General features: G+C 57.3%; 21 protein-coding genes and 1 pseudogene. 12 read left to right on the plus strand and 10 right to left on the minus strand.

Annotation, left to right across the window (positions count from 1 at the left end; genetic code table 11):
- Window positions 1-142 precede the first annotated feature (142 nt).
- Window positions 143-928: a hypothetical protein gene (locus ELE36_RS07050; protein ID WP_129832399.1), complete on the minus strand. Its 786-nt coding sequence runs from the start codon at window positions 926-928 to the stop codon at window positions 143-145.
- A gap of 645 nt (window positions 929-1,573) precedes the next feature.
- Window positions 1,574-1,882 (minus strand): hypothetical protein, encoded by a 309-nt coding sequence (locus ELE36_RS07055; protein ID WP_129832400.1) that lies wholly within the window; start codon window positions 1,880-1,882, stop codon window positions 1,574-1,576.
- Window positions 1,883-2,170: 288 nt separating this feature from the next.
- Here ELE36_RS07055 and ELE36_RS07060 point away from each other — a divergent pair.
- From ELE36_RS07060 to ELE36_RS07070, 3 genes and pseudogenes are all read left to right on the plus strand, one after another.
- Window positions 2,171-4,558: pseudogene (locus ELE36_RS07060) on the plus strand (DEAD/DEAH box helicase); the annotation flags it as partial.
- 227 nt (window positions 4,559-4,785) lie between these two features.
- On the plus strand, window positions 4,786-5,364 hold the full coding sequence (locus ELE36_RS07065) for a ribonuclease H-like domain-containing protein (protein ID WP_165371520.1): 579 nt from the start codon (window positions 4,786-4,788) through the stop codon (window positions 5,362-5,364).
- An 18-nt stretch (window positions 5,365-5,382) separates the two neighbouring features.
- Window positions 5,383-5,964 (plus strand): alpha-ketoglutarate-dependent dioxygenase AlkB, encoded by a 582-nt coding sequence (locus ELE36_RS07070; RefSeq protein ID WP_129832403.1) that lies wholly within the window; start codon window positions 5,383-5,385, stop codon window positions 5,962-5,964.
- A 62-nt stretch (window positions 5,965-6,026) separates the two neighbouring features.
- Here the strand turns inward: ELE36_RS07070 and ELE36_RS07075 are convergent, their stop codons facing one another.
- Window positions 6,027-7,091, minus strand: coding sequence for an SOS response-associated peptidase family protein (locus ELE36_RS07075; RefSeq protein WP_340642630.1), 1,065 nt, complete (start codon window positions 7,089-7,091; stop codon window positions 6,027-6,029).
- A 350-nt stretch (window positions 7,092-7,441) separates the two neighbouring features.
- Between ELE36_RS07075 and ELE36_RS07080 the strand changes: the two genes are divergently transcribed.
- The 3 genes from ELE36_RS07080 to ELE36_RS07090 all read left to right on the plus strand — a co-directional run bounded on the left by ELE36_RS07080 (window position 7,442) and on the right by ELE36_RS07090 (window position 9,899).
- On the plus strand, window positions 7,442-7,720 hold the full coding sequence (locus ELE36_RS07080) for a hypothetical protein (RefSeq protein ID WP_129832404.1): 279 nt from the start codon (window positions 7,442-7,444) through the stop codon (window positions 7,718-7,720).
- 60 nt (window positions 7,721-7,780) lie between these two features.
- Window positions 7,781-8,260 (plus strand): hemerythrin domain-containing protein, encoded by a 480-nt coding sequence (locus ELE36_RS07085; RefSeq protein ID WP_129832405.1) that lies wholly within the window; start codon window positions 7,781-7,783, stop codon window positions 8,258-8,260.
- 358 nt (window positions 8,261-8,618) lie between these two features.
- Window positions 8,619-9,899 carry an NRAMP family divalent metal transporter gene (locus ELE36_RS07090; RefSeq protein WP_129832406.1) on the plus strand — a complete coding sequence of 427 codons (1,281 nt, stop codon included), beginning with the start codon at window positions 8,619-8,621 and terminating at the stop codon, window positions 9,897-9,899.
- Window positions 9,900-10,101: 202 nt separating this feature from the next.
- Here ELE36_RS07090 and ELE36_RS07095 read toward each other — a convergent pair whose 3' ends face one another.
- Both ELE36_RS07095 and ELE36_RS07100 read right to left on the minus strand, forming a co-directional pair.
- The gene (locus ELE36_RS07095; RefSeq protein WP_129832407.1) at window positions 10,102-11,574 is read right to left on the minus strand and encodes a hypothetical protein; all 1,473 of its coding nucleotides are present in this window, start codon (window positions 11,572-11,574) and stop codon (window positions 10,102-10,104) included.
- A 147-nt stretch (window positions 11,575-11,721) separates the two neighbouring features.
- Complete coding sequence (locus ELE36_RS07100) at window positions 11,722-12,570, minus strand: hypothetical protein (protein ID WP_129832408.1); 849 nt, start codon at window positions 12,568-12,570, stop codon at window positions 11,722-11,724.
- 158 nt (window positions 12,571-12,728) lie between these two features.
- Between ELE36_RS07100 and ELE36_RS07105 the strand changes: the two genes are divergently transcribed.
- Window positions 12,729-15,734 carry a serine/threonine-protein kinase gene (locus tag ELE36_RS07105; protein WP_165371521.1) on the plus strand — a complete coding sequence of 1,002 codons (3,006 nt, stop codon included), beginning with the start codon at window positions 12,729-12,731 and terminating at the stop codon, window positions 15,732-15,734.
- Window positions 15,735-15,772: 38 nt separating this feature from the next.
- Here ELE36_RS07105 and ELE36_RS07110 read toward each other — a convergent pair whose 3' ends face one another.
- From ELE36_RS07110 to ELE36_RS07120, 3 genes are all read right to left on the minus strand, one after another.
- Window positions 15,773-16,345: an ECF-type sigma factor gene (locus tag ELE36_RS07110; protein ID WP_242512380.1), complete on the minus strand. Its 573-nt coding sequence runs from the start codon at window positions 16,343-16,345 to the stop codon at window positions 15,773-15,775.
- 623 nt (window positions 16,346-16,968) lie between these two features.
- Entirely contained in the window at window positions 16,969-17,493 is a 525-nt protein-coding gene (locus ELE36_RS07115; RefSeq protein ID WP_129832411.1) for a hypothetical protein, read from the minus strand.
- A 30-nt stretch (window positions 17,494-17,523) separates the two neighbouring features.
- Window positions 17,524-17,934 carry a BON domain-containing protein gene (locus tag ELE36_RS07120; RefSeq protein ID WP_207215886.1) on the minus strand — a complete coding sequence of 137 codons (411 nt, stop codon included), beginning with the start codon at window positions 17,932-17,934 and terminating at the stop codon, window positions 17,524-17,526.
- A 366-nt stretch (window positions 17,935-18,300) separates the two neighbouring features.
- Between ELE36_RS07120 and ELE36_RS07125 the strand changes: the two genes are divergently transcribed.
- From ELE36_RS07125 to pdeM, 4 genes are read left to right on the plus strand one after another with little or no spacing between them, the layout of a single operon-like run.
- Window positions 18,301-19,356 carry a ligase-associated DNA damage response exonuclease gene (locus tag ELE36_RS07125; protein WP_129832412.1) on the plus strand — a complete coding sequence of 352 codons (1,056 nt, stop codon included), beginning with the start codon at window positions 18,301-18,303 and terminating at the stop codon, window positions 19,354-19,356.
- On the plus strand, window positions 19,349-20,980 hold the full coding sequence (locus tag ELE36_RS07130; RefSeq protein WP_129832413.1) for an ATP-dependent DNA ligase: 1,632 nt from the start codon (window positions 19,349-19,351) through the stop codon (window positions 20,978-20,980). Before ELE36_RS07125 ends, ELE36_RS07130 begins: the two co-directional genes overlap by 8 nt.
- Window positions 20,977-23,436 carry a ligase-associated DNA damage response DEXH box helicase gene (locus ELE36_RS07135; protein WP_129832414.1) on the plus strand — a complete coding sequence of 820 codons (2,460 nt, stop codon included), beginning with the start codon at window positions 20,977-20,979 and terminating at the stop codon, window positions 23,434-23,436. Before ELE36_RS07130 ends, ELE36_RS07135 begins: the two co-directional genes overlap by 4 nt.
- On the plus strand, window positions 23,433-24,086 hold the full coding sequence (gene pdeM, locus ELE36_RS07140; RefSeq protein WP_207215887.1) for a ligase-associated DNA damage response endonuclease PdeM: 654 nt from the start codon (window positions 23,433-23,435) through the stop codon (window positions 24,084-24,086). The genes ELE36_RS07135 and pdeM overlap by 4 nt, the downstream gene beginning before the upstream one ends.
- Before the next feature lie 84 nt (window positions 24,087-24,170).
- Here pdeM and ELE36_RS07145 read toward each other — a convergent pair whose 3' ends face one another.
- The gene (locus ELE36_RS07145) at window positions 24,171-24,416 is read right to left on the minus strand and encodes a hypothetical protein (RefSeq protein WP_129832415.1); all 246 of its coding nucleotides are present in this window, start codon (window positions 24,414-24,416) and stop codon (window positions 24,171-24,173) included.
- Window positions 24,417-24,485: 69 nt separating this feature from the next.
- Window positions 24,486-25,400: a non-homologous end joining protein Ku gene (ku, locus tag ELE36_RS07150; RefSeq protein ID WP_129832416.1), complete on the minus strand. Its 915-nt coding sequence runs from the start codon at window positions 25,398-25,400 to the stop codon at window positions 24,486-24,488.
- A gap of 229 nt (window positions 25,401-25,629) precedes the next feature.
- Here ku and ELE36_RS07155 point away from each other — a divergent pair, with 229 nt between their 5' ends.
- Window positions 25,630-25,860 (plus strand): hypothetical protein, encoded by a 231-nt coding sequence (locus ELE36_RS07155; protein WP_129832417.1) that lies wholly within the window; start codon window positions 25,630-25,632, stop codon window positions 25,858-25,860.
- The last annotated feature ends 48 nt before the right edge of the window (window positions 25,861-25,908 follow it).

Below are 25,908 nucleotides of genomic sequence, written 5' to 3' on the forward strand. Positions count from 1 at the left end.
CGCGTGTGGGGTGTGGTTTAAGAGAAGGGAGTAGCGAAGGGGCCACTTGTCTCACCCTCGGTGGGAAATCATCAGCGCAGACGCATAGCGCTGAGTATCCGATGTCCCCACGTCAATCTGCCGTTGGAGAATTCACTCTATGCTAGCTATGCGTAGAGAGTCGGGTTACAAATACTGGCTGCAGATTATCTTTGGTCGGTTTCTTCCATAGCGGCCTATTGAATCTGTCACAGGTAACCACCTCATCTGAAAAAATCTGATTGGCCAAGTCGCAGGATACTTGAATAAAAGGAAAGTCTGATTCGCACGTCTCATCTTGAGAGATGTAGTTCTCGACATAGACCTCTACCGATTTTGCGGTGGCACGATTAATAGGGGAGTTTGATCGTATTTCAATTTTACTATTCACATAGGTTGGGCAAGCATTAACATGTCCTTTGCCCATAGCGCTTGGCACCGACAGAGATGTCATCTTGGCTTTGGTATCAATTGCCCACGGTCCTGAGAGTATTATGGGCAACTTACGTAATTCTTCACTTATGCTATCTGTTGGGTTTAAGGTTTTTACTGCAAGAAGAATGTCGGTAGGCTTTTGCGAATCCTCGTAAAGTTTACGGATTTTCTCTTTAGCCATTGCAGGCGAAGTAATCGACGGATTGAAAGGTAAGTTGACTAGCAGAATGCTATTTGTTTCACTTATGTAAGCCACATCTGTCGCGACAGCCCAGTTTGTCGAAACTAGAAGCGCAACGACAAGGAGTCCCGTTATTAGAACTACGATAACGCCCTCTACTGACGCGCCAAAGAACTGAAATTTCCCTGGCTGTGCGGACAAATCTTGTCTAAAAGATTTATTAAAAATAAGCGCGAATAGCACAGCGACAAGACATATTCCAAAAATGACTGCTGCACCATAGTTTACATACATGCCAAACCTCCTCAATTGAAACGCTACTGGCTAAAGCTTTTACCGAATTTCCGGCGAAAACATTACCTATAATTCCTCCGCAATGCTGGCGGACAGCGGGGATTGGTTCGAAGAGAACAATAATCGTGCATCTATGCTATTCCGGTTGAAGTGAAAATTATAAGTATCTATGCCGATATTGACTCGCATCATAGTGTCGATGAATGTAGCAATCTAGCCGCCGGGACGTCGCGAGCAGTCTAGTGATATGCATGTCTGTCGCCGCAGTCTAAAAATGAGCTATAAAATAACTCATGGCGGGCAGCGCGGTAAACCGCATTGTCCGCATTGTCCGCACTTTGGGCCACTTTCTTCGATTCGTTCGGGAATAGTCAGCTCACTCGAACCTCGTAAGGTGGTCCAATTTCAGGACAGCAGCGACGTTGGTGTGCTCCTCAAACAAAAATTGATCTTAGTGCCACGACACCTCTGAAGACGCGTTTTCACTCACGCAGGCCGCGGTTTAAGATAAGGGTGTAGGCAAGGTGCGCTTTGTCTCACCTGCATCTAACCAAAACAGCGCGTGGAAGAGTATTAGCCTCTGTGGCTATGCGCAGTTGATAGATGCCCGCTGGATTGCGAGCGGAGAAAGCTTGCTTTAGCGAATCACGCCGGCAGGGCCGCGCGATACACGGCAATCGGACTTGTACGATTAGACGTGATGGTGCCAGCTGGCAGGGGACGAATGGTCCCATCGCGTGCCGTCTTTAGGATCGCTTCCAGCGCCGGACTGGCGACAGGGATAATCACTTCAAAACTGCAGGCACAGGTCAGCACAATTCGCGATCGACTAGTTCTGCCGTCGCGTTGCAAAACCGGATGTGTGCAATTCCGATGAGTAAATCTCACATCTCGCAATGCAGTGTGATTGTCATCGTTCTTGCCCTTGCCGAAAAACCCGATTGCGATGGCCATAGCGTTCTCCTCAATCCTGTTTAGACTCGGCCTGAGCGGAGTCGTTGGAACATTCTGTCGTCGATATATGCAGAACAGCTCAGCGATCCATCGCCGGCCTCATGCTTCCTATGCGGCGGGCTTATCTGCACGGCTAGTTTGCGGCTGCCTCACTCATCCGGATATGGACACCGTCTGAATGTCGTGTAGGAAATTTCCTACATCGTCATCGCTGTGCAGGCATGTCTTGATGTCTCATGATTTGAGACGCAAGCAGTCTAAAAATAGTCTCCGTACTCGGAGCCCTGCATGACCGACCTAGCCATCCGCACCGCGCAGCGATCCGACTTGAACGTGCGTTCTGCCGATGGCCTCGTCGAGCGTTTGGCCGAAAAATACCGCGATCGCATCACCGGCTACTTTCGTTTGCCGGCGACATCACCGAGCTACGCGCCGTTTCCAGAAGCACTCTCTCAATCCACGCGCGCTGCACTGGCAAGTCGCGGCATCGAACAGCTCTATTCGCATCAACGTGCCGCCTGGGATATCAGTGCGCGTGGCGAGAACGTGGTCGTGGTCACGCCAACAGCTTCGGGCAAATCGCTGTGCTACCACTTACCAGTCATCGAGGCCGTTCGCGCGCGTCGCGCCAAAGCGCTGTACTTGTTTCCAACCAAAGCGCTCGCGCAGGATCAAGTCGCCGAGTTACTGGAACTCAATCGCGCCGGTGAGCTCGGTGTGCGTGCCTTCACCTTCGATGGCGATACTCCCAGCGACGCACGCCAAGCCATTCGCGTGCATGGCGATATCGTTGTCAGCAATCCCGATATGCTCCACCAGGCGATCTTGCCGCATCACACCAAGTGGGCGCAGTTCTTTGAGCAGCTTGAGTTCGTCGTGATCGACGAGGTGCACAGCTATCGCGGCGTGTTCGGATCGCACGTGGCGAATGTGATACGGCGTCTGAAACGCGTCTGTGCGTTCTACGGCGCGCATCCCAAGTTCATCCTGTGCTCGGCGACGATCGGCAATGCCAAAGAGCATGCGGAAGCGCTCGTCGGCGAAGACGTCATCGCGATCAGCGAGAGCGGTGCGCCACGCGGTGAGCGACACATCCTGCTGTGGAACCCGCCCGTGGTGAATGCGGATCTCGGTATCCGCGCCTCAGCGCGCTCGCAGTCCAACCGCATCGCACGCCATGCCATCCGCGCGAAACTCAAAACGATCGTGTTTGCTCAGTCACGCTTGATGGTCGAAGTGCTCACCAAGTACCTGAAAGATGTATTCGATTCCGATGCACGCAAACCGGAACGCATCCGCGCCTATCGCGGCGGTTATCTGCCCACAGAACGGCGCAGCACGGAACGATCGTTGCGTGCTGGCACCATCGACGGTGTGGTCACGACTTCAGCGCTCGAACTCGGTGTGGATATCGGCTCGCTCGATGTTGCCATCCTCAATGGCTATCCCGGCTCAATCGCCGCGACGTGGCAGCGACTCGGCCGCGCGGGTAGGCGACAACGTCCATCGCTAGGAATTCTGGTGGCATCCAGTCAGGCGCTGGATCAATACGTGGTGCGCCACCCGGAGTTCTTCGAACACGCGCCGCCTGAAACCGCGCGCATCGCGCCGGACCAGTTGCTGATCCTGCTCGATCACATCCGTTGCGCTGCCTTCGAGTTGCCGTTTGCCACAGGCGACCGGTTTGGCACCGTCGTCGTTGATGACTTTCTGGAAGTTTTGTCCGAGTCGGGCGTACTACACCGCGAGGGCGAGCGGTGGGACTGGATTGCCGATAGCTATCCGGCACAAGCCGTCAGCCTGCGCTCGGTCGCCGATGGCAACTTTGTTGTGGTGGATCGCAGCCAAGGCAAACAAACCATCATCGCCGAAGTGGACTATTCCTCCGCCGCGCTCACGTTGTACGAAGGTGCGATCTACATGATCCAGTCGCAACCGTATCAGGTGGAAACCTTAGACTGGCCAGGGCGCAAAGCCTTCGTCACACGAACGACGGTGGATTACTACACGGATGCCATTGACTTCACCAAGCTCAAAGTCCTGGAACGCTTTGATGGATCCAACGCGGGCGAGGGCACGTGTCATCACGGCGAGGTGCATGTCGTGCGGCGCGTCAGCGGATACAAGAAAATCCGTTTTTATTCGCATGAAAATATTGGCTACGGCCCAGTCTCATTGCCGGACCAAGAATTACAGACGAGTGCGGTGTGGTGGCAACTGGATCAACCGACGTTGGACGGCGCGTTTGCCAGTCGACAGGACGCGCTCGACGGCTTTCTCGGCGCGGCGTATGCGCTGCACACCGTCGCGTCGTTGGCCGTCATGGCCGAGGCGCGTGACCTCCAACAGTCCGTGGGATCGGGCGAAGCAGCGTATTTTGCTACCACGGATCAACGCGGCCGCGGGCAGTGGCGCGACGCCGAAGGCAAGCCAAAGAATCCGGACACTGCGGCCGCGTTTCTGCCGACGGTATATCTCTACGATAATTATCCCGGAGGCATTGGTCTGAGCGAACCCTTGTTTCGACGAGCCGCTGAACTCATTGCCAAGGCCAGCGAGCTCGTACGTAGTTGCAGCTGCACGGTCGGTTGTCCGGCGTGTGTGGGGCCGGTACTCGCTTCGGATGAAAGTACGGGTCGCTCGGCAAAGATATTGGCCGCCACGGTGCTCGACCTGTTCCGATGAGCGAGGTCAAGGATCGACTGCGCGCATTGCAGCGACAGAGCGGGCGAGTTGAGGCGACGCCGTCACGTGCCACAGAAATGGTGTCGGAGTTGCGGCGTCTCATTGGGCGCCGCGATCGGACGCGGCAATCGTTGGCCGCACCGGCGGGGATTGAGATCGCTGAGGGCGTATTCGCGGTTGAACGGCGGTGGCGTTCTATAAGATCGGAAGAACTGAGCTTGCCTTGGGGCGATGTTGAACCGGTCAGACGCGAGCGACTCGTATGTTTCGATACCGAAACGACCGGACTCGCTGGCGGCGTTGGCACCAAAGCGTTCATGATCGGCTGGGGTCGCTGGCAAGAGCAAGAGTTTGTCGTGCGCATTATTTATCTGACGAAGATGGCGGGGGAGGCTGCCATGTTGCGTGCATTTACCGATGGGCTTCCGCACCAACCAATTTTTATCGGCTACAACAGTCGGTCGTATGATGCGCCGCTGCTGAAGGGACGCTACCGCATGCATCGCCAAGCGAATCCGTTTGATGATCATCGCCATGTGGACTTGTTGCATCCGACCCGACGTCGTTATCGCGGCACGTACGAAAACTGTCGATTGCAAACGATCGAACACCATGTGCTGGGCATTGTGCGTGATGATGATCTGCCGGGCTCAGAAGCGCCCGGCGCGTGGCTGGCGTTTTTACGCGGTCAGAGCAGCGTCAATCTCGGTCGCGTGATTCAGCACAATCGACAAGATGTGCTCACGGTCGGTCGGCTGTTGAATCATTTGTGTGACGCACGTTCCATGGATAATTGATTGGTTAATTGTGGTCGCATGCAATCCTCACTTTTCCCCGCCGAAACGCAAATCCTTTGGGACGACCATCGGGGAGCGATCACTTATCACCCGGGGTGCATTCCGCTCGATCTTGCAGAGCGCTGGTTCGTCGCGCTCAGGGATTCCATAACTTGGGCCGATGAGCGTCGACGCATGTATGACCGCGACGTCGATGTGCCGCGGTTGGTTGCGCGCTTTGCATTGGACGATCCGAATCTCCCGGAAATCATCGCGTCCGCGGCGGACGCTGTTAGCCGCACCACGGGGGCGATGTTTAACAGCGTGGGACTTAACTTTTATCGGGACGGTCGCGACAGCGTCGCACCGCATAACGACAAGTTGCATGACTTGGTCGTTGATGCACCAATCGCGATACTGTCCTTGGGCGCTGTGCGACGGATGACGATTCGCACCAAAACGACACCGCGAACGATCTTGCATTTGGACCTCGCGCCCGGAAGTCTTTTTGTCATGAGCTACGCGACCCAGCTCCATTTTGACCACGGCATTCCAAAAGTCACCACGCCAACTGGAGCGCGGATCAGCTTGGCATTTAGGCAGAGGCAGGTGACAACCTAGCCGGTACACATGGCAGAACGCTTTATCTGCGAGCGAAGGCGGTTGAATGTCTCGACGATTGTCTACGCGGCAATCCGATGCTCATAGTACGGACGGTGACGATCATCGAGGATCGCGTATTGCGCAGAGAGATTCTCCGGATCTGGATTCAACCACGCGTTAATATTTTCGGGTTTGATGGGAATGATGCAGCGATCGTGACCGGCGGCGGCGACCTCTGCTGGCGGGTCATCGGTGATCGCTGCAAATGACAACAGCGAGGGCTGACCGGGCTCGGTCCATTTCGACCACAAACACGCTACCAGCATGTCGTGCGCCGGCTCAGGCCGAAATTCAAGGATGACATTTTTCTCTTGCTCGCCTGTAGCCAGTTCGCGATGTTCCATGGTGTGTTGGCTGACGTTTTCAAAAAATGCGCTGACAATCGCCACGCCGTGCGAATAGCCGAACAGATCCTTCCAGAATCCTCCCAAGTTATCGCGTCGCGCGTTGTACGTGCCTGGAAATCGCGAATCGAAAAACGCGGGCTTGCCGGCGGGTCGGCACTGATATCGCATCGGCTTCACGACGCGACGCCCGTTCTCCCACATCATCACCGGCGCATACCAGCCGGGGAAGATGCGTGAGTCACGCGGTTTGGACTCATGCCTTTGCATATCGGCGAGTCGTGCCATCGCGCGATCGACTTTGTCGGTAGCGATGCGTTTGCTCTCGGTTGCCGTTTTGGTGATTTTGGTTTGCAGTTTGCGCTCTGCATCTACCAGACGCGTGCGCTGCGCGAAGATTTCTTGCTGCAGCTTGGTCGCTTGTTCCGCATCGTAACGACGGATCATCGACTGAATTTTCAGAACATCCGGTTCGTTGGAAGTATCGCGCAGAAACGCCATATCCATGGCACGCGGGAGCTTCATTTTGGAGTTCGTTTCCTGCCGCTCCCAATAGATATCTTGATACTCCCCGATGCTGATATCCGCGCCAAACTCACGCACATATGCCGCATATTCCTGTCGGATTTGGGCTGAGTAACACATCGGTGGTTCCTCGACGTAGGACCGCAGTGGCGGGTGGACAGAATATCGAATTTGGGTTTGCTGTCTGTGAAATGGGAATTTAATGAATTCATGCACCAATTCCGTTCATCGCTGATCCGCGCCAATTACCATCAATCTCGACCTCTTACTAAGCGAAAAATCGAATTCGACACCAAGTAGGCAAACATAAAATGTGTCGACGCCCGCTGCCCAACAAACAGAAGCGTGAGCGTGGAATGAGATAGCAGCCTCGCCCGAGGACACAAATCTATCGGCATTAGTCTGGCGGACGCTTTCATTTTGCACGAATCTTTTTTCAAAGTCGGTTGTTCGCCCGGCAAGTTACGCGACAGCTGCAAAAACATGGGCCTCTCTAGCTGGCACGCCAGTTGCTTATTCGTCACATGCCACAGTGTTCGGCGTTCTGTCGCCGGAATGGAGTACACATGAAGTCGAGTAACAAGGTTGATGCTCAGCGAGCGTCTACCGCGCAGCACAAAGAATTAGACGAGTTGTCTCACGTGCAGTATCACGAAAAAGCTGTGGAGCACCATAAGCAAGCCGCAAACCAACATGCGGAGGCCGCCAAATACTATGGCGAAGGCGATGATGCGAAAGCGGCCTACCACGCTCATCTAGCTACCGGATATGGTCTCCTCGCCAAACTTCATGCATACGAAGCCAATATGCACTTCTCCAAAAAACACAGCGCCTCGCATCACTGACCACGGATTTCAATACTCGAAGTTCTCTTGAATTAAACGACAACCGAAGGAGTAAAAAACATGCCTGCAGTTAAGAAAGCGCCAGCCAAAAAAACCGTTCATCCGGACGCTATCCAGCTCCTCAAAGCTGATCACGCAGCGGTATCGGAAATGTTCGATAAGTACGAGGCGGCTCGAAGCGCGAGTGTCAAAGAAAAGCTTTCCGCCAAGATCTGCAAGGCGCTAGAAGTGCATACACAGATCGAGGAGGAAATTTTCTATCCCGCGCTGCGCAATGCCAAGGGTACGGAAGCCATCAATGATTTGCTTGACGAGGCGGACGTCGAGCATGACGGCGCGAAAAAGCTCATAAGTGAGATAGAAGCGAGCCAAGTCGGTGCCGATCTTTACGACGCCAGAATTAAGGTACTCAGTGAGTACATTCGTCACCACGTAAAAGAAGAAACTACCCGCGTTTTCCCCGCCGCACGCAAAGCCGGATTGGACCTGTTGGCGTTGGGAAATCAGCTTGCTGCGCGTAAGAAAGAACTCGGCGTGTAGTAACAACCCTGTGGCAATCGGCGCGTCAATAGCTGCATTGAATTCAGCGCGTCGTTGTCGACCCTGCTGCTCATGATCCAGTTGCAGTAAGCGCTGAAGCAAGGTCGGATCCGCTTCCACGCGGGCGTTTCTTCTCAGTTCTTATGGGTCATTGGTCTCGTCCTCGGCCCTCTGCGGTTACATCATGCTGTTAAAAATCACGTATGCGTTGCAACAAGGCAACATGGAACTAGCGCAGTGCTCGGCTATTGCCTATACATGAGCAATCAGCCGAGCAAGTGCGCCTACGAATGGCTGCCCCTTCGGCATGGTGAAGGGATATTTATTTCTACGGCCAGCGCAGATCACAGGGGTAAATATGAATAAGTGCGACAAGGTGGAAGTTGAGGAGCAACCGAGTTCCGTTCTCAGCATGCTCGGCCCCGGTTTGGTCACTGGGGCTGCAGACGATGATCCGAGTGGCGTGGGAACCTATTCGCAAGTCGGCGCGCAGTTCGGATTTGCGATGCTGTGGACCATGCTTTTCTCACTGCCGCTGATGTTGGCGGTGCAGGAAATCAGTGCGCGCATCGGGCGCGTCACCGGAAAAGGCATCGCTGGGAATCTCCATGGTTTTTCAAAATGGATCACCTATCCGGTGGTGTTCCTTCTTTTTCTGGCCAACACCATCAACATTGGCGCCGACATCGCGGCGATGGGCGCGGCGGCCAAATTGCTTCTCAATGGCCCGGTTCTCTTGTACGCGACGGGCTTTGCACTGGCGTCGGTCGTCCTTGAAGTATTTGTTTGCTATAAGCGTTATGCACCGTGGTTGAAATGGATGACCATGGCGCTGTTCGCCTATGTCGCCACGGTGTTCGCCGTTCACGTGCCGTGGGGCGAGGCCATGAAAGCAACGCTTCTGCCGAAACTCGCATTCAATTCGGACTATCTAACCGCACTGATCGCCGTGCTCGGTACGACGATCAGTCCATACCTGTTCTTCTGGCAGGCCTCGCAGGAAGTGGAGGATATGCGCAGTGTCCGTGACGATAAGCCCCTGCGCCGCGCCCCGCATCAGGCGGCACGGCATCTCTGGCGTATTCGCCTGGATACGGTTGTGGGCATGGTGTTCTCTGCGCTTGTGGCGTATTTCATCATCCTCACGTGTGCGGTGACCTTGCATGCGCATGGCGTTACCAAGATCGACACTGCCGCGCAAGCCGCTGAAGCGTTGCGGCCGGTCGCAGGATCTTTCGCATTCGTATTATTTGCGTTGGGCATCATAGGTACGGGCATGCTCGCGATTCCTGTGCTCGCTGGTTCGGCCGCCTATGGCGTGGGTGAGCTGCTGCACTGGCGGACCGGACTGGAACACAGGGCCGAGCACGCGAAAGGCTTTTATGGCGTCATCACGGTGGCGACCCTACTAGGCTTGGCCCTCAACTTTACCGGGATCGATCCGATCAAGGCGCTGTTCTGGTCGGCAGTCATCAATGGCGTGGTCGCAGTGCCCGTGCTTTTTCTCATGATGCTGATCTCGCAGAATCAGAAGATCATGACGAAGAAATTTTCCCTGCCGCAGGGACTACGCCTGCTCGGGTGGCTCACGTGGGTCGTGATGCTGCTCGCATCAATTGGCATGTTCGTGACCTGGTAAACCGATTTGATGCCCGGGAAAAACAAAACGCCGCATTGGCAGTGAGCGTCGACTCGTACTACCGCCTCAAGAAGGAAGACTGTTCGTACATATAGCGCTTCCACAATCCGAGGATCCAGCGCATACGAGATGTCTGGATCAACAGTTAGTGTCTCAACTCAACCATCCCTGAAAAGAGGGTAGAAGCCGACGCAACTTATTGCTATTCGACCACCGTGATGTTCTGGCCAAAGTCGTTCGCAAAAATTTGATCGTATTGCAGCCTACCCACGCCGAATTTTCGGGTCGTTCCGGAGCTGCTGGACTGAACCTGCTGACCAAACACGGTGAGGCCAGCTTTGCCGACGGCAATATCGATGCCTGACGTATCGGTATCATTGTTGGAGGTAAACGACGCGTAGATGCGTCCCGCGTTGCCGAACTTGCTGTCGAATGCGCCATTTGAATCGAGACGCACCACAGCGAAATAATTCGTTGACATTTGGGTGGCACGCAAGACGTTACCGATAGCAAAGATACCGTCATTGGTAAGTGCCAGACGAAAGGCGTATCCACCATAGCCGGGCGGCGGCGCAAAAAGCTGCGGCTGACCGCCGTTGAATGTGAAATCACGAGAACCGTCCGGCGACAGACGGTCCATCAACCACTGAGTAGTGGTGGCTCCAGATGCCTCAGCCACTCCGGCGAGCACGATGCGATTCGAGGCGTCTATCCTCGAATCGACTGGGACCAGATTTCCTTGGCCAGCGGCGTAATGCACGCGTCCGTCGCCGGCACTGCCAAAAGTTAGATCGCGCGTACCGTCGACATTCAAGCGCGTGAGGGCGGCCTGTCGCGTGGTGTTCACGGTCGTTGCTCCTGCTGCCGAGCTGACGGAGAAGCCGGCCAGCACGATTTTTCCATCGGACTGCAGGCTGACAGACTCGGCAACGTCTGTATCATCGCCACCAGGCCCACCGAGATCGAAAGCGACGGTCTGCGACCCGCCCGATCCGAATGAAGCATCCAATCCGCTCAAATCCGCGAGCAGACGGCCAACGGCAAAATCTTGATTGCCGTTGATACCGATCGCGTCACCGGCGACCAGAACTTTGCCATCTGTCTGTTGTACCAGACTCGATCCATCGCTCATGGCGCCGCCAAATTGAAGCAACAGATAGCCATTGCCTGCACCGACGGAAGTATCGAGTGCGCTGCCATCTGCCAGTAGTATGCCGAGCAGCATCGAGTGACCCAAATTATTGTTGGAGTCGAGTTGATAACCGAGAAGCGCGATGCGCCCATCCTGTAACAGGATCATGTTGACCAGATAGCTATTCAGTGGCCACGAAGCAAAGCGGTTGAAGTCGAGGTAGCCCACGCCACCGGGCCCGAAATTGCCATCGTAAGATCCGTCAGCAAGCAGCTGAGTGACGCAAAAAGTATGTGCTGGATAACCCGCGCCGCCGGGATAGGGGTAGTCGCAAGTACCCGACATCAGAATTTTTCCATCCGAGCGCTGCACCATCCGGATGGGCTGGTCGCCACCTTGGGTGCCAGCGCTGACCAGCAGCCTGCCGCCGCTACCGAAGGTAGGATCAAAAGCACCTTCCGTTGCGCCACAAAGCGAGGCTTGCAACAGTAGCGATACGCCGAGGAGTATGTTTAAAAGCATGCGCGCGAACGGGTTAGTCATCAGATTTCTCCAGATTTTTTAGCGGCGCAACCAGGTCCAATACGCAAGGCATGACGCATCGGCGAATAGTCCAGGCGCTGTACAACCAACGCCGCGCGTGAGATTGACAGCAGAATCCGCCGCCACCACGCTGCAGGCGCCAGCGTCTCAATGCATCCGCTGACGACGTTGACGCACCGCTGCAGCGCAGAGCAGTCCCATACACAGCAGAACGATTCCCGCCGGCCCGAAAACAGGCAAGGCGACTGCGGTCGGTGGGCTGCCTCCCGTCGAGTCGTCGAAACTCACGCTGATTGATCGGCCGCTGTTGTCGACAAATGCACCGGGCAGGCCGGTGTAATTGGGCGCATCGGCGAAGCCGAAAAAGAGTCGCGTCGCGCCTAGCGGGGCCGCGAAGGATTGGGTTACGCCGCCGCCATCGGTCTTGCCGTCGCCGATGAAAAAAGTCTGCAGCAGCAGCGGCGCGAGCGTGGTGAAATTTTCAGGCGAGGCGAAACTCAGCCGTGCGGGCTCGGTCCCTGCAACGGGCTCGCTGTCATCGAGGAATACGCCGACCAAGAACCCCGACCGATTCGTATCGATGATGCCGGAAATGCCGCCGTAGGACGAAATGTTTGTCGAGAAAGCACCGCTGCCTTCGCCATTGACGCCATCGTAGCCCGGAGTCAGCGAGGTGGTGCCGACGACGCTGCTCGGGCGAAACACGAAACCGCTGTTGGCGGCGAACGTGAAAACCGGCGGCAGCGTTCCGCCACCACCACCGCCTGGACTCGGCGCGACGCTGTGGCCGGCGCCAATGATGTTTGAGGTATCGGAAACGGTGACCGTCCTCGGCACGGCACTTGCGTCGGGAATCATTATGCTGAGTAGCGTGAAAGGCAGGGCTACCCAGATCAGAGCGCGGCGCCAACGGTTTGCAAACATGAAATCGATCTCCTGAGCCAAATTACCAATCAACCTACCCGAGCCGAGATGACCGACACTGAGTATCGACACTCGGATAGCTGTGAGTGCAACAAATGCGCACCGATAGTTACGGATACAGCAAAGAGCGCGAAATCCGGCAACGCTTCGGCAAATTTTCTTGCGCGTTTGCAAGTCATGCGGAAAAGCGCACCATCACGGCCGGCAAAGTAGGCATCGGGAGAGCCTTCGTGCAACGCGAACGTTGGCAGCGGCTGGAACAATTATTTGCGCAAGCGCGGATGCTGGCGGCGGAGCAGCGAGCAGCGTGGCTGTCGCGTGCCTGCGGCGACGATGTAGGGCTATGTGGCGAAGTCGAGGAACTGCTGCGTGCAGACACGCAGCTGGGCGTGCTCGACGCGCCGCCTTTCGCCGCACACGGGGGTGAGAGAGCCGAATTTGCGCCGTCGCTCGCCACTGGCACACGGGTCGGCGCCTGGCGCGTCGAGACACTGATCGGCCGCGGTGGCGCTGGCGAGGTCTATGCCGTAACTCGTGCCGAAGTCGCCTTCACCCAGCGGGCGGCGATGAAGCTGTTGCGCTTCGAGGCGATCGGCGAACTGGCGCGCTTCGACGTCGAACGGCGGATTCTGGCGCGCCTCGATCACCCCGGCATCTCGCGCCTGCTGGATGGCGGCATCGCGGCGGATGGCCGCCCCTACACGGTGATGGAATACGTCGAGGGCGTCTCGCTGATCGATCACTGCGCCGCGCGACATGCGTCTTTGCGGGAACGCCTGAACTTGTTGATGCAGGTGTGCGACGCGGTGGCGTATGCGCACCGCAACTTGGTCGTGCATCGCGACCTGAAGCCCTCGAACACTCTGGTCGACGTCGAGGGCAAGGTCAAACTGCTCGATTTCGGCATCGCGAAACTGCTCGATGTAGGAGCGACGAAAGACAGCGCCGATATGATCCCGACCCTGGCGCCGTTCACACCTGAGTACGCTGCGCCCGAGCAGCTTTCGGGCGAGACCGTGACCACGGCCACCGACGTGTATGCGCTCGGCGTCTTGTTGTTCGAGCTGCTGACCGGTGAGCGGCCGTTGCGCTCGCGCGGCCTGCCCGCGGCGCAAGTACTGGCTTTGCTCGACGAACGCGTTGCACCGCCGTCGAGCCGCGTGGCGCGCGAGAAAACCGATGCACCGTTGCCGCCCGGCCTGCTGACAGGCGATCTCGATGCGATCGTCGCAAAGTGCCTGCGTCCCGAACCCGCGCAGCGCTATGCATCGGTCAACGACTTGAAACGAGACTTGCAGCGCCATCTCGCCCGCGAGCCGGTGTTGGCCCGCGAAGGTGCTCGCCTGTATGTGATCGGGCGCTTGCTGCGGCGTTATCGCTTTGGCGTCGCCGCCACAGTGATGCTGATCCTGGCGCTCGCGGCCGGGTTGGCCGGTACCTTATGGCAGGCGCACATCGCCAGCACCAATGCGCGCACGTCCAGCGCGGTGCAGACGTTTATGACCGACCTGTTTCGCGCCAATTCGAGCAAGCAAAAAGATCCAGTGAAGGCACGCGCCACCACCGCGCGCGAACTGCTCGATATCGGCGCGAAAAAAATCGATGGCGAGATGAGTGATGCCCCGTTCGCCAAGCTCGACGTCCTCAAACTGCTTGGCGATCTATACGCTGAGCTCGCGCTGCGCAAAGAGGAAATACCGCTGCGGCGTCAAGTGGTCGAGCTCACGCGCCGGCTGTACGGCGCCGACTCCGCGCAGCTTGTCGTCGCGCTCGGCGCGCTTGCTGGGGCGATGCATGGCACTGAGATGGAGCGCGAGCGCGAGCCGCTGCTGCGCGAAGCTCTTGCGATCCTCGACCGCAACGGCGATACCGCGTCGGTAACGCGGGGCGTTCTGCTGCAGAAATTCGCCGAATTCTACGAATCCACCGACCAGGCCAAGGCGCTCGACTATGCGCAACAGAGTGTGCGTCTGCTCGGGGCGTATCCACCGAGCATAGAGCTGGCCGAGGCCTGGTATCTGCAGGGCTTGACTCAGACCTACACCGGGCAATACGCCGCCGCCGTGGTCTCGCTGAATCGCGCCATCGAAATTTCGAGCGCTGTGCAGGGCGTACCGAATCCGGATCTTGTCTTCTTCTGTTACCAGCTCGCGGACACGCAACGGAAATTACGCGATTTCGCGGGCGCCGAACGCAGCGCGCGACGGGCGCTCGACATCGCATTGTCGGTCAACGGTGAAGATCATATTGATGCGGTGCGCGCACGCCTGATGCTGGGCAGGATTCTCATCGCGGAAAGCCACGTGGGCGAGGGCTTGGATTTGCTCGCGCAGGCCAAGCGCGATGTACTCAGATTGCGCGGTATGGACGATCCGTTCCATACCCCGACCGTGCTCGAAAACAGCGGCCTGGCACAATCGGATTTTGGCGACGTCGCCGCCGGGCTTGCCGATCTCGAGGGCGCCGCCGCGATCTACGTGCGCTTCAACGGCGATCGTCTTGAAATCGCGAGTCTGCAAGCCGCGATCGCGAACGACCTGATCGACCTCGGCCGCAATGCCGACGCCAGGCGCGCGCTCGACGAAGCCGCGGCCGTTTGCGCGGAACGCGACTGCGCGCACCGCGCGTTGCCGTATTTGACGCGGATCATCAACAACATCACGCTCGCTCGCGTGCGCCTCGCCCAGACCGAGGGACGCAACGAGGAAGCGCGCAGCTTGCTCGGCACCCTGATCGCCAGCTCCGATCCCAACGCCGCCGCGAGCACGCGGATCACGGCCTGGCTGCTGGCCGCGGAAATCGCGATGGAAACGCGCAATGTTGCCGATGAAGTGCAATCACCGTTGGCCTTGGCCCGTGCCGAAATTGACCACCGGGGAATGAGCAACATGCAACTGTCCGCCGCCAGCGCCGACCTGATCGAAGGCCACTCTTACCTCAAGCGTCACGAACTCCAAGCGGCACTGCCGCTGTTGCAACGCGCCGTCGCCGCGCGCGAGGCGTTGCTGGTCGCACCCAACCCAAGAATTGCAGAGGCGCAGATCCTGCTCGCGCGCTGCTATATCGAATCGGGCCATATCGACGAGGCGCGCGATCTTGTGGCGGCAGCGGCGGCGATCGCAGCTCACTACGCGCAACTCGGCGAGCGCTACCGCAAGCCGTTGCACGAGTTACAGATGCAACTGCGAGCACCGCTCAAGCCGGCGCAGGGCTTGGTCGCGGGTAGACACGGCTAGCGCACTTTATCGGTGCGCAGAAGCAGGATGGCGTCGAATCAGTTTTTGCCGGAACCGGCCAGCGTTTTATGCAACCAGGCGCGCGCAAATGCCCAGTCGTTGCGCACGCTGCGTTCGGAAATGCCCAGTGCCAGTCCGGTTTCGACATCGTTGTAGCCGGCGAAGTAGCGGCACTCCACCACTTGCGCGAGCCGTGGCGATTCATGGGCGAGCTCAGCGAGTGCTTCGTTCAATGCCAGAATCGATGCATCCGATTCGAACGCCACGTCGAACTCTATGCTGAGGGACTGCGTTTCCTCGCCGCCACCGCGTTTCGCCGCTTGCCGCGCGGCGGCGTGATTGACCAGCGCATGGCGCATGGCCAGCGCGGCTGCGCGCAGGAAATGCGTATCGGTGCGCCAGCCGTTGCCGCGCCGCAGCTTCAGGTACGCTTCGCTGACCAGTGCGGTCGTCTGCAGAGTGTGGCCCGCGCCGACGCGCCGCCGTTCACGCTGGGCGACGCGCCGCAGCTCGTCGTAAAACAAAGGGAACAGTTGATCCGCGAGCGCACGTGTCGCCGCCGGCAAGTCCGCATTGCCGTAGTCGTCGAGATTTACTGCTACCTCATTCACGTCCGTCTCGCCAGATCGATGAGTCATATCCGTTGGCCCGCGTCGTCATCGCGCTGAGGCTTGGCTCGCGCAATAGTCACCGCGCTGCGGAACAGCGCCGCAGGCAAAGATAGCGCATCACGGCGGGGAACGGTGGCTGGCGCGGCGATGCGGGCGGTATCAGCGTTTAACCCTAATTGTCACCTCTTTTCGGGGCACGAACCAAAGCGGTCTAGGGAGGGTAGTAATATGCGAGCGTTACAGCTGCCGTGGCGTGGAATTGATACGCCAGTGCCAACGTCATCAGTTCTGGCGTTTTGCCACGACATCGACTGGATCGCTTTCAGGATAGAGGCCGTCCCCGGCGGGCGATTTCCGAGGTCACAATCGAAAGTCCGTCCCCAGTAAATACACCTCGCGGCGTAGCGGCACCGGCGGGTCGGTGCCTATTGCTCTTGAGGCGACACAGATAGATCTCGGGCTCTCAAGCGGTGCGCGGCAGGGTTAAGGCCGCCTTACGAATTCCTCACTGCAAAGCCGCGAACGCAAGTTTCGCAAACGAAGATAACGAACTCGGCAATAGATACCGCTAAGCAGACTTGAGGCAAAAAAAGCGCCGCAGTTTCCCGCGGCGCTCGTAAGATTTACACCGACTTGGCACTTGCTTCAGAGCCCGTCGAAATATCATCAGCCTGAGCGTGCTTGAAAATGTCCTTGGCCAAATCGCGCTGCTTACCATCTTCGGTATGCACGGAAATCAATATGTTGCCTTCACGGATTTTGGCGTCATAACGCTTTGCCTCGAATTCCGGAATACCCATACCCACCAAAGCGCCTATAACGCCGCCAGCCGCGGTTCCCACCGCTGCGCCACCCAGCGCCGCCATGATCGGGCCGGCCGCGATAAAAGGGCCGACACCGGGAATTGCGAGCGAGCCGATACCTGCCAGCCAACCAAGTGCTGCGCCTACACCGAGACCCGCGATACCTCCCGCGGTCGCACCCTCGGGCGCTTTCGTGTTGTGTTCGTGCGCGAAATCCTTGGTCCCTCGCTTGTCAGGCAGCAAAGCGGAAATATCGTTATTCGTGAAGCCGGCTCCTTTCAGGCGCTCTACGATGAGTTCGGCTTGGCTGACGGTTTTAGCGGTGCAATAAACAGATGCTTTCATGATATGAGTCCTTGTCTGGAGGTGGAAAACTTATTGTTTGACATCGAGTTCGTTGGTGATTTCGGAGACGCCAGGCACTCCCGCCACGATCTTTCCAACTTGGAGTTTTTCTTCCTGGCTTTTGACCGGGCCGCGCAACATCACGGCACCAGACATCACGACAATCTTTACGTTGTGCGCGAGAACAGAAATTGACTTGTCGTCGACCACGGCACGGCGTACCGCCGAAAGCAGCTTGATGTCATCTTTGTCGTTGGGCTGATCCGTCGGTTTAATCGTGTCTGCCGATCTGTCACGCTGGTTAACGCGTGTGTTGTCTGCCGTTGACGAGGTAACCGGAGCGTCTTGAGCAGACGCTTGTAACGCCATAAAGTCAGCGGCGGCAACGAATCCGACAACCATCATGACCGGGAGAATGGCACCTTTAAATTTGGGGGACATATTTTGGGCTCGCTGTAGTGGGAGATGGTCAAAGAACAGAAGACCCAAACCCTTTAGCAAACCTTATGCCAAACTATTTCCCCTAAAAAACAAAGGCATGCACAACCACAAATCGCGCATTTCGCATTCCGTTGTCACGATTCCTTGCAAATCAACAGAGCACGCCAAGTGCATGGGGGCGAGTCCAAAAGTCGCGCGGATCGCGGATGCTGGCGCGATGACCACTCCGGGCTATTCCCCTGTCACTCATCTCCGGAGCCAGCTGACAAAATCGAGGCCGCTGGCACGGCGCTTGCGTGCGGGAGAAGCATCGTAGGTTCACAATTGTTGATTTCATGCATCCATTCATCCCGCTTTTCGATCGACATGACTGATCTGGTTGTGGTGCGCAAGGAAGGGTTGTATTGCGTTCCGGGGCAGTTCTACATCGACCCGTGGCGACCGGTAGATCATGCGGTGATCACGCACGCGCACGCCGATCATGCGCGCGTTGGCCACGGCCATTACTTGAGTGCCAAGGCCGGTGTCGGCGTGCTTCGCTCGCGGCTTGGTGAAATCAATATCGACGGCCTCGAATACGGCGAAACGATTTCGCGCAACGGAACGAAGATCTCGCTGCATCCCGCCGGCCATGTGCTGGGATCGGCGCAGGTGCGCATCGAATACCGTGGTCAAGTCTGGGTGGCATCCGGCGACTACAAGATCGAACCCGATCGCACCTGTGCTGCGTTCGAACCCGTGCGTTGCGATACCTTCATCACCGAATCCACGTTCGGTCTGCCGATCTACCGATGGTCGCCCCAGCAGGAAATTTTCGACGGCATCAATGCGTGGTGGCGAAAAAACGCCGCGGAGGGGCGCAGCAGCGTGCTGTTCTGTTATGCATTCGGCAAGGCGCAGCGCATCCTCAGCGGGTTGGATGCAGAGATTGGTCCGATCGTTTGTCATGGCGCGGCGCAGGCATTGACCGAAGTTTATCGCGCCAGCGGCGTGGCATTGCCTGCGACGGTGATGGTCAGCGATATCAGCGACCGATCCGAACTGAAAAAAGCCATCGTCATCGCGCCGCCATCGGCGGCCGGCACACCGTGGATCAAGCGTTTTGGTGACTACAGCGATGCGTTCGCGAGCGGCTGGATGCAACTGCGTGGCGCTCGTCGCCGGCGTGGTGTGGATCGCGGTTTTGTATTATCCGACCACGCCGATTGGCCGGGCCTGATGTCAGCGATAAGTGCGACCGGCGCGCAACGCGTGATCGTGACGCATGGCTCGGTGGCGACGATGGTGCGCTGGTTGCAGCAGGTCGGGCTGGATGCCGGAGCATTCGACACCGAATACGGCGATGACGCCGACGAAAAAAATGATGCAGCGACGATCCCGCTGCAAACAGGCGATGCTGCCACCGGATCGGATCATGCGTGAGTTCGCGCGGCTGTTTGCCGAACTGGACGGAACCACCGCCACCAATCGCAAGCTCGACGCTTTGCGCTATTATTTTCGACTGGCCGCGCCAAGAAATGCTGCATGGGCGGTGTATTTTCTGGCGGGCGGCAAACCGCGCCAAGCCGTGCCGAGCAAGTTGCTGCGCCAGTACGCGACCGAGTTCGCCGGGTTGGACGAATGGCTGTTCAACGAATCCTACAATGCGGTCGGCGACCTCGCGGAAACGATTGCGCACATTCTGCCGCCAGCGCAGCACCAAAGCGACATCGGATTGGCCGAGTGGGTCGAGCAGCGTATCGCGCCGCTGCGTGGTGCGGCGCCCGAGCAAATCCGCGCGGAACTGTTTTCATTCTGGGACGAGCTCAATAGCGATGAGCGTTTCCTGCTGGTCAAGCTGATCGGTGGTGGCTTCAGAGTCGGCGTGTCGAAACTGCTGGTAACGCGCGCGTTGAGCGCAGTCGCTGGACTCGATAGCAAGTTGATCGCACAACGCTTGATCGGCTGGACTGATGGCGCACGTGTGCCGACGGCGCAGAGCTACGAGCAACTGATCGGCGCGATCTCCAGCGATGAACACGCATTGCGCGGAGGCCAGCCGTATCCGTTTTTTCTCGCGCATGCATTGCAGAATCCAACGGAGTCGCTGGGCGATCTCGCGCAATGGCAGGTCGAGTGGAAATACGACGGCATGCGCGCGCAGCTCGTGTGTCGTGATGGACAGCGCTGGCTGTGGTCACGCGGAGAAGATCTGATCACCGATCGGTTTCCGGAGCTTGCGGCAATTGCGTTGCCCGACGGTACGGTCGTGGATGGCGAAATCCTGATCTGGCGTGATACTGATAGTCCCGCAGCGTTTGCCGAACTGCAGAAGCGCATCGGTCGAAAAAACGTGTCATCGAAAATGCTGCAGGAATTGCCGGCCGTGCTGGTCGCCTACGATCTGCTTGAGTTAAACGGCGTCGATTTGCGCCAAGAGCCGCAGCAACGCCGTCGTGTGCTGCTCGAAAATCTTGTCGCGCAAACGCATTCGACACAGCTCAAATTATCGCCGTTGATCAGCGCCAACGACTGGCAGCAGCTTGCACAAATTCGTGACGAATCACGCGCTCGCGGCGTTGAAGGCATGATGCTGAAAGCCGTGGATGCCGCCTACGGAGTAGGCCGCACCAAGGACGTCGGCACGTGGTGGAAATGGAAAGTCGATCCTTACAGTATTGATGCGGTGCTGATCTATGCGCAGAGCGGGCACGGTCGACGCGCTTCGCTGTACACCGACTACACGTTTGCGCTCTGGGATACCGGGGCGGATGGCATACGACAGCTGGTTCCGTTCGCCAAGGCCTATTCCGGTTTGACCGACGCCGAGATCGCACAGGTCGACAAAATTATCCGCAAGACCACGATCGAAAAATTCGGACCCGTGCGCAGTGTGCGCCCCAGCATGGTGTTTGAAATCGGATTCGAGGCCATTGCGCTTTCGACCCGGCACAAGGCGGGTGTGGCGGTGCGTTTTCCGCGCATTCTTCGGCAACGTGTCGACAAGACGATCGAGCAGGCAGATACGCTCGATACGTTGAAAAAATTGTTGACGATGACGGCATGAACAGCCGTGTCATCAGCCGCGCGATTGCAGCATGGTTTGGCGGGCGTGGCTGGAAAATATTCGCGTTCCAACGAGAAGTTTGGCGCGCCGCGCTGAACGGTGAATCCGGCCTGGTGCATGCCACCACCGGATCGGGCAAAACGTTCGCGGTATGGTTCGCGGCGCTGATGCGAAATGCAGACGTGGCGACCACCAAAAATAGCGGGTTGCGCATATTGTGGGTCACGCCGATGCGCGCGCTGGCGGCCGATACGTTACGCGCGTTGCAGGATTCCGCCGCCGAGTTGGTACCGCACTGGCGCATAGAAGCGCGCACCGGCGATACCAGCGCTGGTCGTCGTGCGCGCCAGGCGAAGAACTTGCCCCACGTACTGGTTACCACGCCCGAAAGCCTCAGCTTGCTGCTCAGCCGTGCCGATGCACAGCAGCAGTTCGCTCAACTCGACATGTTGATCGTCGACGAATGGCATGAGCTGATCGGCAACAAGCGCGGTGTGCAAACGCAATTGGCGATCGCGCGTTTGCGCTGCTGGAATCCCGCCCTGCTGATTTGGGGATTGTCCGCAACCCTCGGCAATCTCGCCGAGGCAAAAGAAGTTTTGCTCGGTAATGCGCACGGCAGAATTGTGCAGGGCAAAGTCGACAAGCAGATTCTGGTCGATACGCTGATCCCGAAAAATCCATCGCGTTTTCCGTGGAGTGGTCATCTCGGCATGCAGATGTTGCCGACGGTGATCGCCGAGATCGAACCGCATATGAGCACGCTCGTATTTACCAACACGCGATCGCAGGCGGAAATCTGGTATCAGAACATTCTTGCCGCGCGACCCGATTGGGCGGGGCTGATTGCATTGCATCATGGTTCGCTGGATCGCGCTGTGCGCGAATGGGTTGAGCGCGCGCTCAAGAACGGACAACTCAAGGCCGTGGTGTGTACCTCGACGCTCGATCTCGGCGTCGATTTTTTGCCGGTCGAACGGGTGCTGCAGATCGGTAGTGCGAAAGGCGTCGCGCGATTGCTGCAGCGGGCCGGGCGCAGCGGTCATGCGCCCGGGCGACTTTCGCGAATTACGCTGGTGCCGACCAACAGCCTCGAACTGCTTGAGGCCGCCGCCGCGAAAGACGCGATCGCGCGCCGCGAGATCGAGGCGCGAACCGCACCGGTCAAGCCATTCGATGTACTGGTTCAACATCTGGTGACCGTCGCTCTTGGTGGTGGCTTCCGCGCCGAGGATTTGTACCCGGAGATTCGCAGTGCGTGGTCATACCGCGAGCTGCAACCTGACGAATGGCAATGGGCGCTGGATTTTGTCGTGCGCGGTGGCCAGAGCCTCACGGCATATCCGGAATATCGACGCGTCGTCGCCGATGCCGATGGCATATATCGCGTACACGATATCGCGCTTGGACGGCGTCACCGCATGAGCATCGGCACCATAGTTTCGGACGCGGCGATACAACTCAAATTTCTCAGCGGTGGCAAGATTGGCACGGTCGAGGAAGGATTTATTTCCCGACTCAAGCCGGGCGATCATTTTCTGTTCAGCGGGCGCATTCTCGAATTCGTGCGGATACGCGAAATGACCGCATACGTGAAGCGCGCCAGCGGTAACAAGGGCGCCGTGCCGCGCTGGCAGGGCGGTCGCATGCCGCTCTCTTCCGAGCTCGCGCACGCTGCGCTGCGGCAGTTGGCGCAGGCCGCGCTCGGCAAATTCAGTGGCCCCGAAATGCAGGCGATTCGCCCACTGCTGGAAGTTCAGACACGATGGTCGGGGCTGCCTACCGAAACCACGCTTGTAGCCGAAACCTTACACAGCCGCGAAGGCTATCACCTGTTCGTTTATCCGTTCGCCGGTCGCGCGGTTCACATCGGTATTGCCGGGTTGTTGGCGTATCGCATCGGACGACGCCTGCCGACCACGTTTTCAATCGCCGTAAATGATTATGGCTTTGAGCTGCTGGGGCCGCATGCGATCGATTGGGCGCAGATTCTCGTCGGCACCGACGACACGCACGGCGATTTGTTGACGACGGAAAACTTGCTCGAAGACGTGCTCGCCAGCCTCAATGCCGGCGAGCTGTCGAAGCGGCGTTTTCGCGAGATCGCGCGTATCGCCGGCCTCATTTTTCAGGGGTATCCGGGGCAACCGAAAAGCAACCGCCAGCTGCAGGCATCGTCTTCGTTGTTCTTTGAGGTTTTTCGCCAGCATGATGCCGGCAATCTGTTGCTAAACCAAGCTCAGCGAGAAGTCTTCGAACAGGAGCTGGAGCTGTCGCGATTGCGCGCCACGTTGCTGGAAATGCAATCGCGAAGAATCAAATTGTTCGACCTCAAACGCGTCACCCCATTCGGTATCGGGCTGATGGTGGAACGCTTTCGCGAAAAGTTCTCGACCGAGAAACTCGCCGACCGATTGGCGCGGCTGCTGCGCGAGCTCGAAAAGGCAGCATTGTGAGCGCGCATGAAGTGATGATCGCGGGCGAGTCGCTGCTGTTACTCGCCGAAAAAGCGATCTACTGGCCGCGACAAAAAATGCTGATCGTCGCCGACATCCATTTCGGGAAGGCTGCGTCATTTCGTGCGCTCGGTGTTCCGGTGCCGCATGGTACAACCTCGCAAAATCTTGCAGCGTTGACGCTTTTAATTGCGAAATATCACGTTCGGCACATTATTTTTCTCGGCGATTTTTTGCATTCCAAAGCTGCGCATTCGCGGGCCACGACGGCGGCTCTGCACGACTGGCGGCAGCGACATCACGACCTTCAGCTGACACTGGTTCGCGGCAATCACGATCGCCATGCGGGTGATCCTTCGAGCTCGATTATCGATTCCGTGGATGAGCCATTTCTATTGGCTCCATTCGCGTTCTGTCATCACCCGGATCTGATCAGCGCGGCTTACGTAATGGCCGGCCACGTCCATCCAGTAGCCCGCGTGACTGCGGCTGGAGATTCACTGCGATTGCCGTGTTTTGTGATCGGTGCAACGCGCTCGATCCTCCCATCCTTTGGCGCGTTTACCGGTGGATTCGAGTTAGCGCCCACGTTTGCCGATGAGATTTTTTTATGTGCCGGCGATACGGTGCAGCGGTTTCCAATGCGCTAACGGTCGGTAATGTTACAACGTGAAAGAGCCAACGCCTTTCGGCGCGGGGCCGTCGTTGTTGCATCATCTAGGCACCCAGTCACATCATTGTAGAACCTTCATAAATGCGCTCGCGTATTCCTCCCTTTGCCCGTATGGGGTAACACGTTTGGCTACGCATTCACTCAGAAATTTATCCAATGCTTTAGCGGCTTCGGCTCGCAACGAAGGCAGCGTAGAAGCCTTGAAAAATATTTGTTCGGACAGTCCCAGGAATCTTCCGCGAAACTGGTCGGCAGTTGCGTCATAGCCAAAGATTGCTGGGATGCGCCGTACGCGCATGTATTCCATCGGATGCTCCGTGAAAAGTTTGTACTCGGCCTCGCCTATGCCCGAGGTTGTTTTTTGACATCAAAAAACTCAGCTAGCGGTGCGGCGTTTGCGCGCAGACGCTTGTGTTCCCTTTTTGGCGGAGGTTGGTTTATCTTTTTGCGTGGTGGTTTTTTTCTGAGTTGCCGATTTCTTTGCAGGCGTTCGATGGTTGCTGGCCAGACTTTTTTTGAGCAGTGACGTGAAATCCACAACGTTGGTCGTCGAGTTCTCCGGCAGTGACGCCTCGTCGGATATGGATTTGACTACTCCTTTGCTCTTCATACGCTTTTCTATCACCTCGCTCAGGCGCGCACGAAATTCATCCTTGTAATCTTCTGGCTTCCACTCGCTACTCATCGAATCAATGAGTTGTTCCGCCATGGTCATTTCCACTTTGGTTATTCGATATTCCGCGGCCGCCTTGGCGGGAAACACATAGTCGTCCGCGGAGACGAGCTCCTGTGCAAATCGAAGCAGATTTAACACCAAGGCGTCTCCCTGCGGCATGACTGCACATAGATATTCTCGTGTACGAATCACCACTCTCCCAACACCGACTCGCTTGGTTTTGCGCAGCGTTTCCCGCAGGAGCACATAGCCCTTTTCTGCCTTCTTCCCAGGCACGAGAAAATACGGCTTTTCGAAAAATTGGGGAGCGATGGCTTCAACGTCGACGAAGGCTTCAACGTCGATCGAATCATGGCTTTCGGGCGCGGCCGACTTGATGTCGTCGGGCTTTAATACAACGTAACTTCCTTTGCTGTACTCGAAGGCTTTCACGATCTCCTTCCAAGGGACTTCGGCGCCGGTCTCTTCGTTGACTCGCTCATATTTGATGCGCTTATTGTTTCGTCCATCGAGCATGCGGAAATGCAGATCAATGCGCCGCTCACCGCTCATGAGCGAAACCGGAACGTTGAGAAGACCGAACGAAAGCGTTCCAGACCAGATAGGACGAGGCATAGCGTTTTCTCCAATGAAGACGAAACGTTAAAACTTGGTGAAGCTTGCGGGTGCAATGCAGATTGAACGACACGCCAATGGGGCAATGCGATTCGCAGTCCCTTCCCTGCGCGGGAACCCTTCCTACGCTCACAGAAGGCGCTAAATCCTCGATTGGCACGCGGCTACAATTTTTGGCATACAGATTGCGTTGATGTCGATGCACCGTTCTTGCCAACGAAGGATTGTAATGTCCGCGATTGAGTTTCATGTGCTGTTTGACCCTAACCAAGGGCGTTGGCTTATGGAAGAGGATGGCCACGCATTGGCGGAGTTTTCGACACAGCAAGAGGCTGCCGAAATGAGTCAGACCTGCTGCTTGGCTACGGAAGAAACAGGCGCGGACGTGCACTTGATTATTCATGCGATGGATGGCGCCGTTGCGAGCGACATGATCTATGGTTATGGCGCTCGTCGATAGCCAAGAACCGGCAATTTCACATATCTCTTATTCACTATATTTTTGAAG

This window comes from Pseudolysobacter antarcticus (genome assembly GCF_004168365.1).
In the GTDB taxonomy this organism is placed as follows: domain Bacteria; phylum Pseudomonadota; class Gammaproteobacteria; order Xanthomonadales; family Rhodanobacteraceae; genus Pseudolysobacter; species Pseudolysobacter antarcticus.

What these genes read in the sequence shown, in the direction of transcription:
- ELE36_RS07070 (WP_129832403.1), top strand. Translation starts at nt 5,383, where the DNA reads ATGCAATCCTCACTTTTCCCCGCCGAAACGCAAATCCTTTGGGACGAC.
- ELE36_RS07120 (WP_207215886.1), bottom strand. Translation starts at nt 17,934, where the DNA reads ATGTCCCCCAAATTTAAAGGTGCCATTCTCCCGGTCATGATGGTTGTC.
- ELE36_RS07050 (WP_129832399.1), bottom strand. Translation starts at nt 928, where the DNA reads ATGTATGTAAACTATGGTGCAGCAGTCATTTTTGGAATATGTCTTGTC.
- ELE36_RS07145 (WP_129832415.1), bottom strand. Translation starts at nt 24,416, where the DNA reads ATGGAATACATGCGCGTACGGCGCATCCCAGCAATCTTTGGCTATGAC.
- ELE36_RS07115 (WP_129832411.1), bottom strand. Translation starts at nt 17,493, where the DNA reads ATGAAAGCATCTGTTTATTGCACCGCTAAAACCGTCAGCCAAGCCGAA.
- ELE36_RS07125 (WP_129832412.1), top strand. Translation starts at nt 18,301, where the DNA reads ATGACTGATCTGGTTGTGGTGCGCAAGGAAGGGTTGTATTGCGTTCCG.
- ELE36_RS07085 (WP_129832405.1), top strand. Translation starts at nt 7,781, where the DNA reads ATGCCTGCAGTTAAGAAAGCGCCAGCCAAAAAAACCGTTCATCCGGAC.
- ELE36_RS07090 (WP_129832406.1), top strand. Translation starts at nt 8,619, where the DNA reads ATGAATAAGTGCGACAAGGTGGAAGTTGAGGAGCAACCGAGTTCCGTT.
- ku (WP_129832416.1), bottom strand. Translation starts at nt 25,400, where the DNA reads ATGCCTCGTCCTATCTGGTCTGGAACGCTTTCGTTCGGTCTTCTCAAC.
- ELE36_RS07080 (WP_129832404.1), top strand. Translation starts at nt 7,442, where the DNA reads ATGAAGTCGAGTAACAAGGTTGATGCTCAGCGAGCGTCTACCGCGCAG.
- ELE36_RS07095 (WP_129832407.1), bottom strand. Translation starts at nt 11,574, where the DNA reads ATGACTAACCCGTTCGCGCGCATGCTTTTAAACATACTCCTCGGCGTA.
- ELE36_RS07130 (WP_129832413.1), top strand. Translation starts at nt 19,349, where the DNA reads ATGCGTGAGTTCGCGCGGCTGTTTGCCGAACTGGACGGAACCACCGCC.
- ELE36_RS07155 (WP_129832417.1), top strand. Translation starts at nt 25,630, where the DNA reads ATGTCCGCGATTGAGTTTCATGTGCTGTTTGACCCTAACCAAGGGCGT.
- ELE36_RS07055 (WP_129832400.1), bottom strand. Translation starts at nt 1,882, where the DNA reads ATGGCCATCGCAATCGGGTTTTTCGGCAAGGGCAAGAACGATGACAAT.
- ELE36_RS07135 (WP_129832414.1), top strand. Translation starts at nt 20,977, where the DNA reads ATGAACAGCCGTGTCATCAGCCGCGCGATTGCAGCATGGTTTGGCGGG.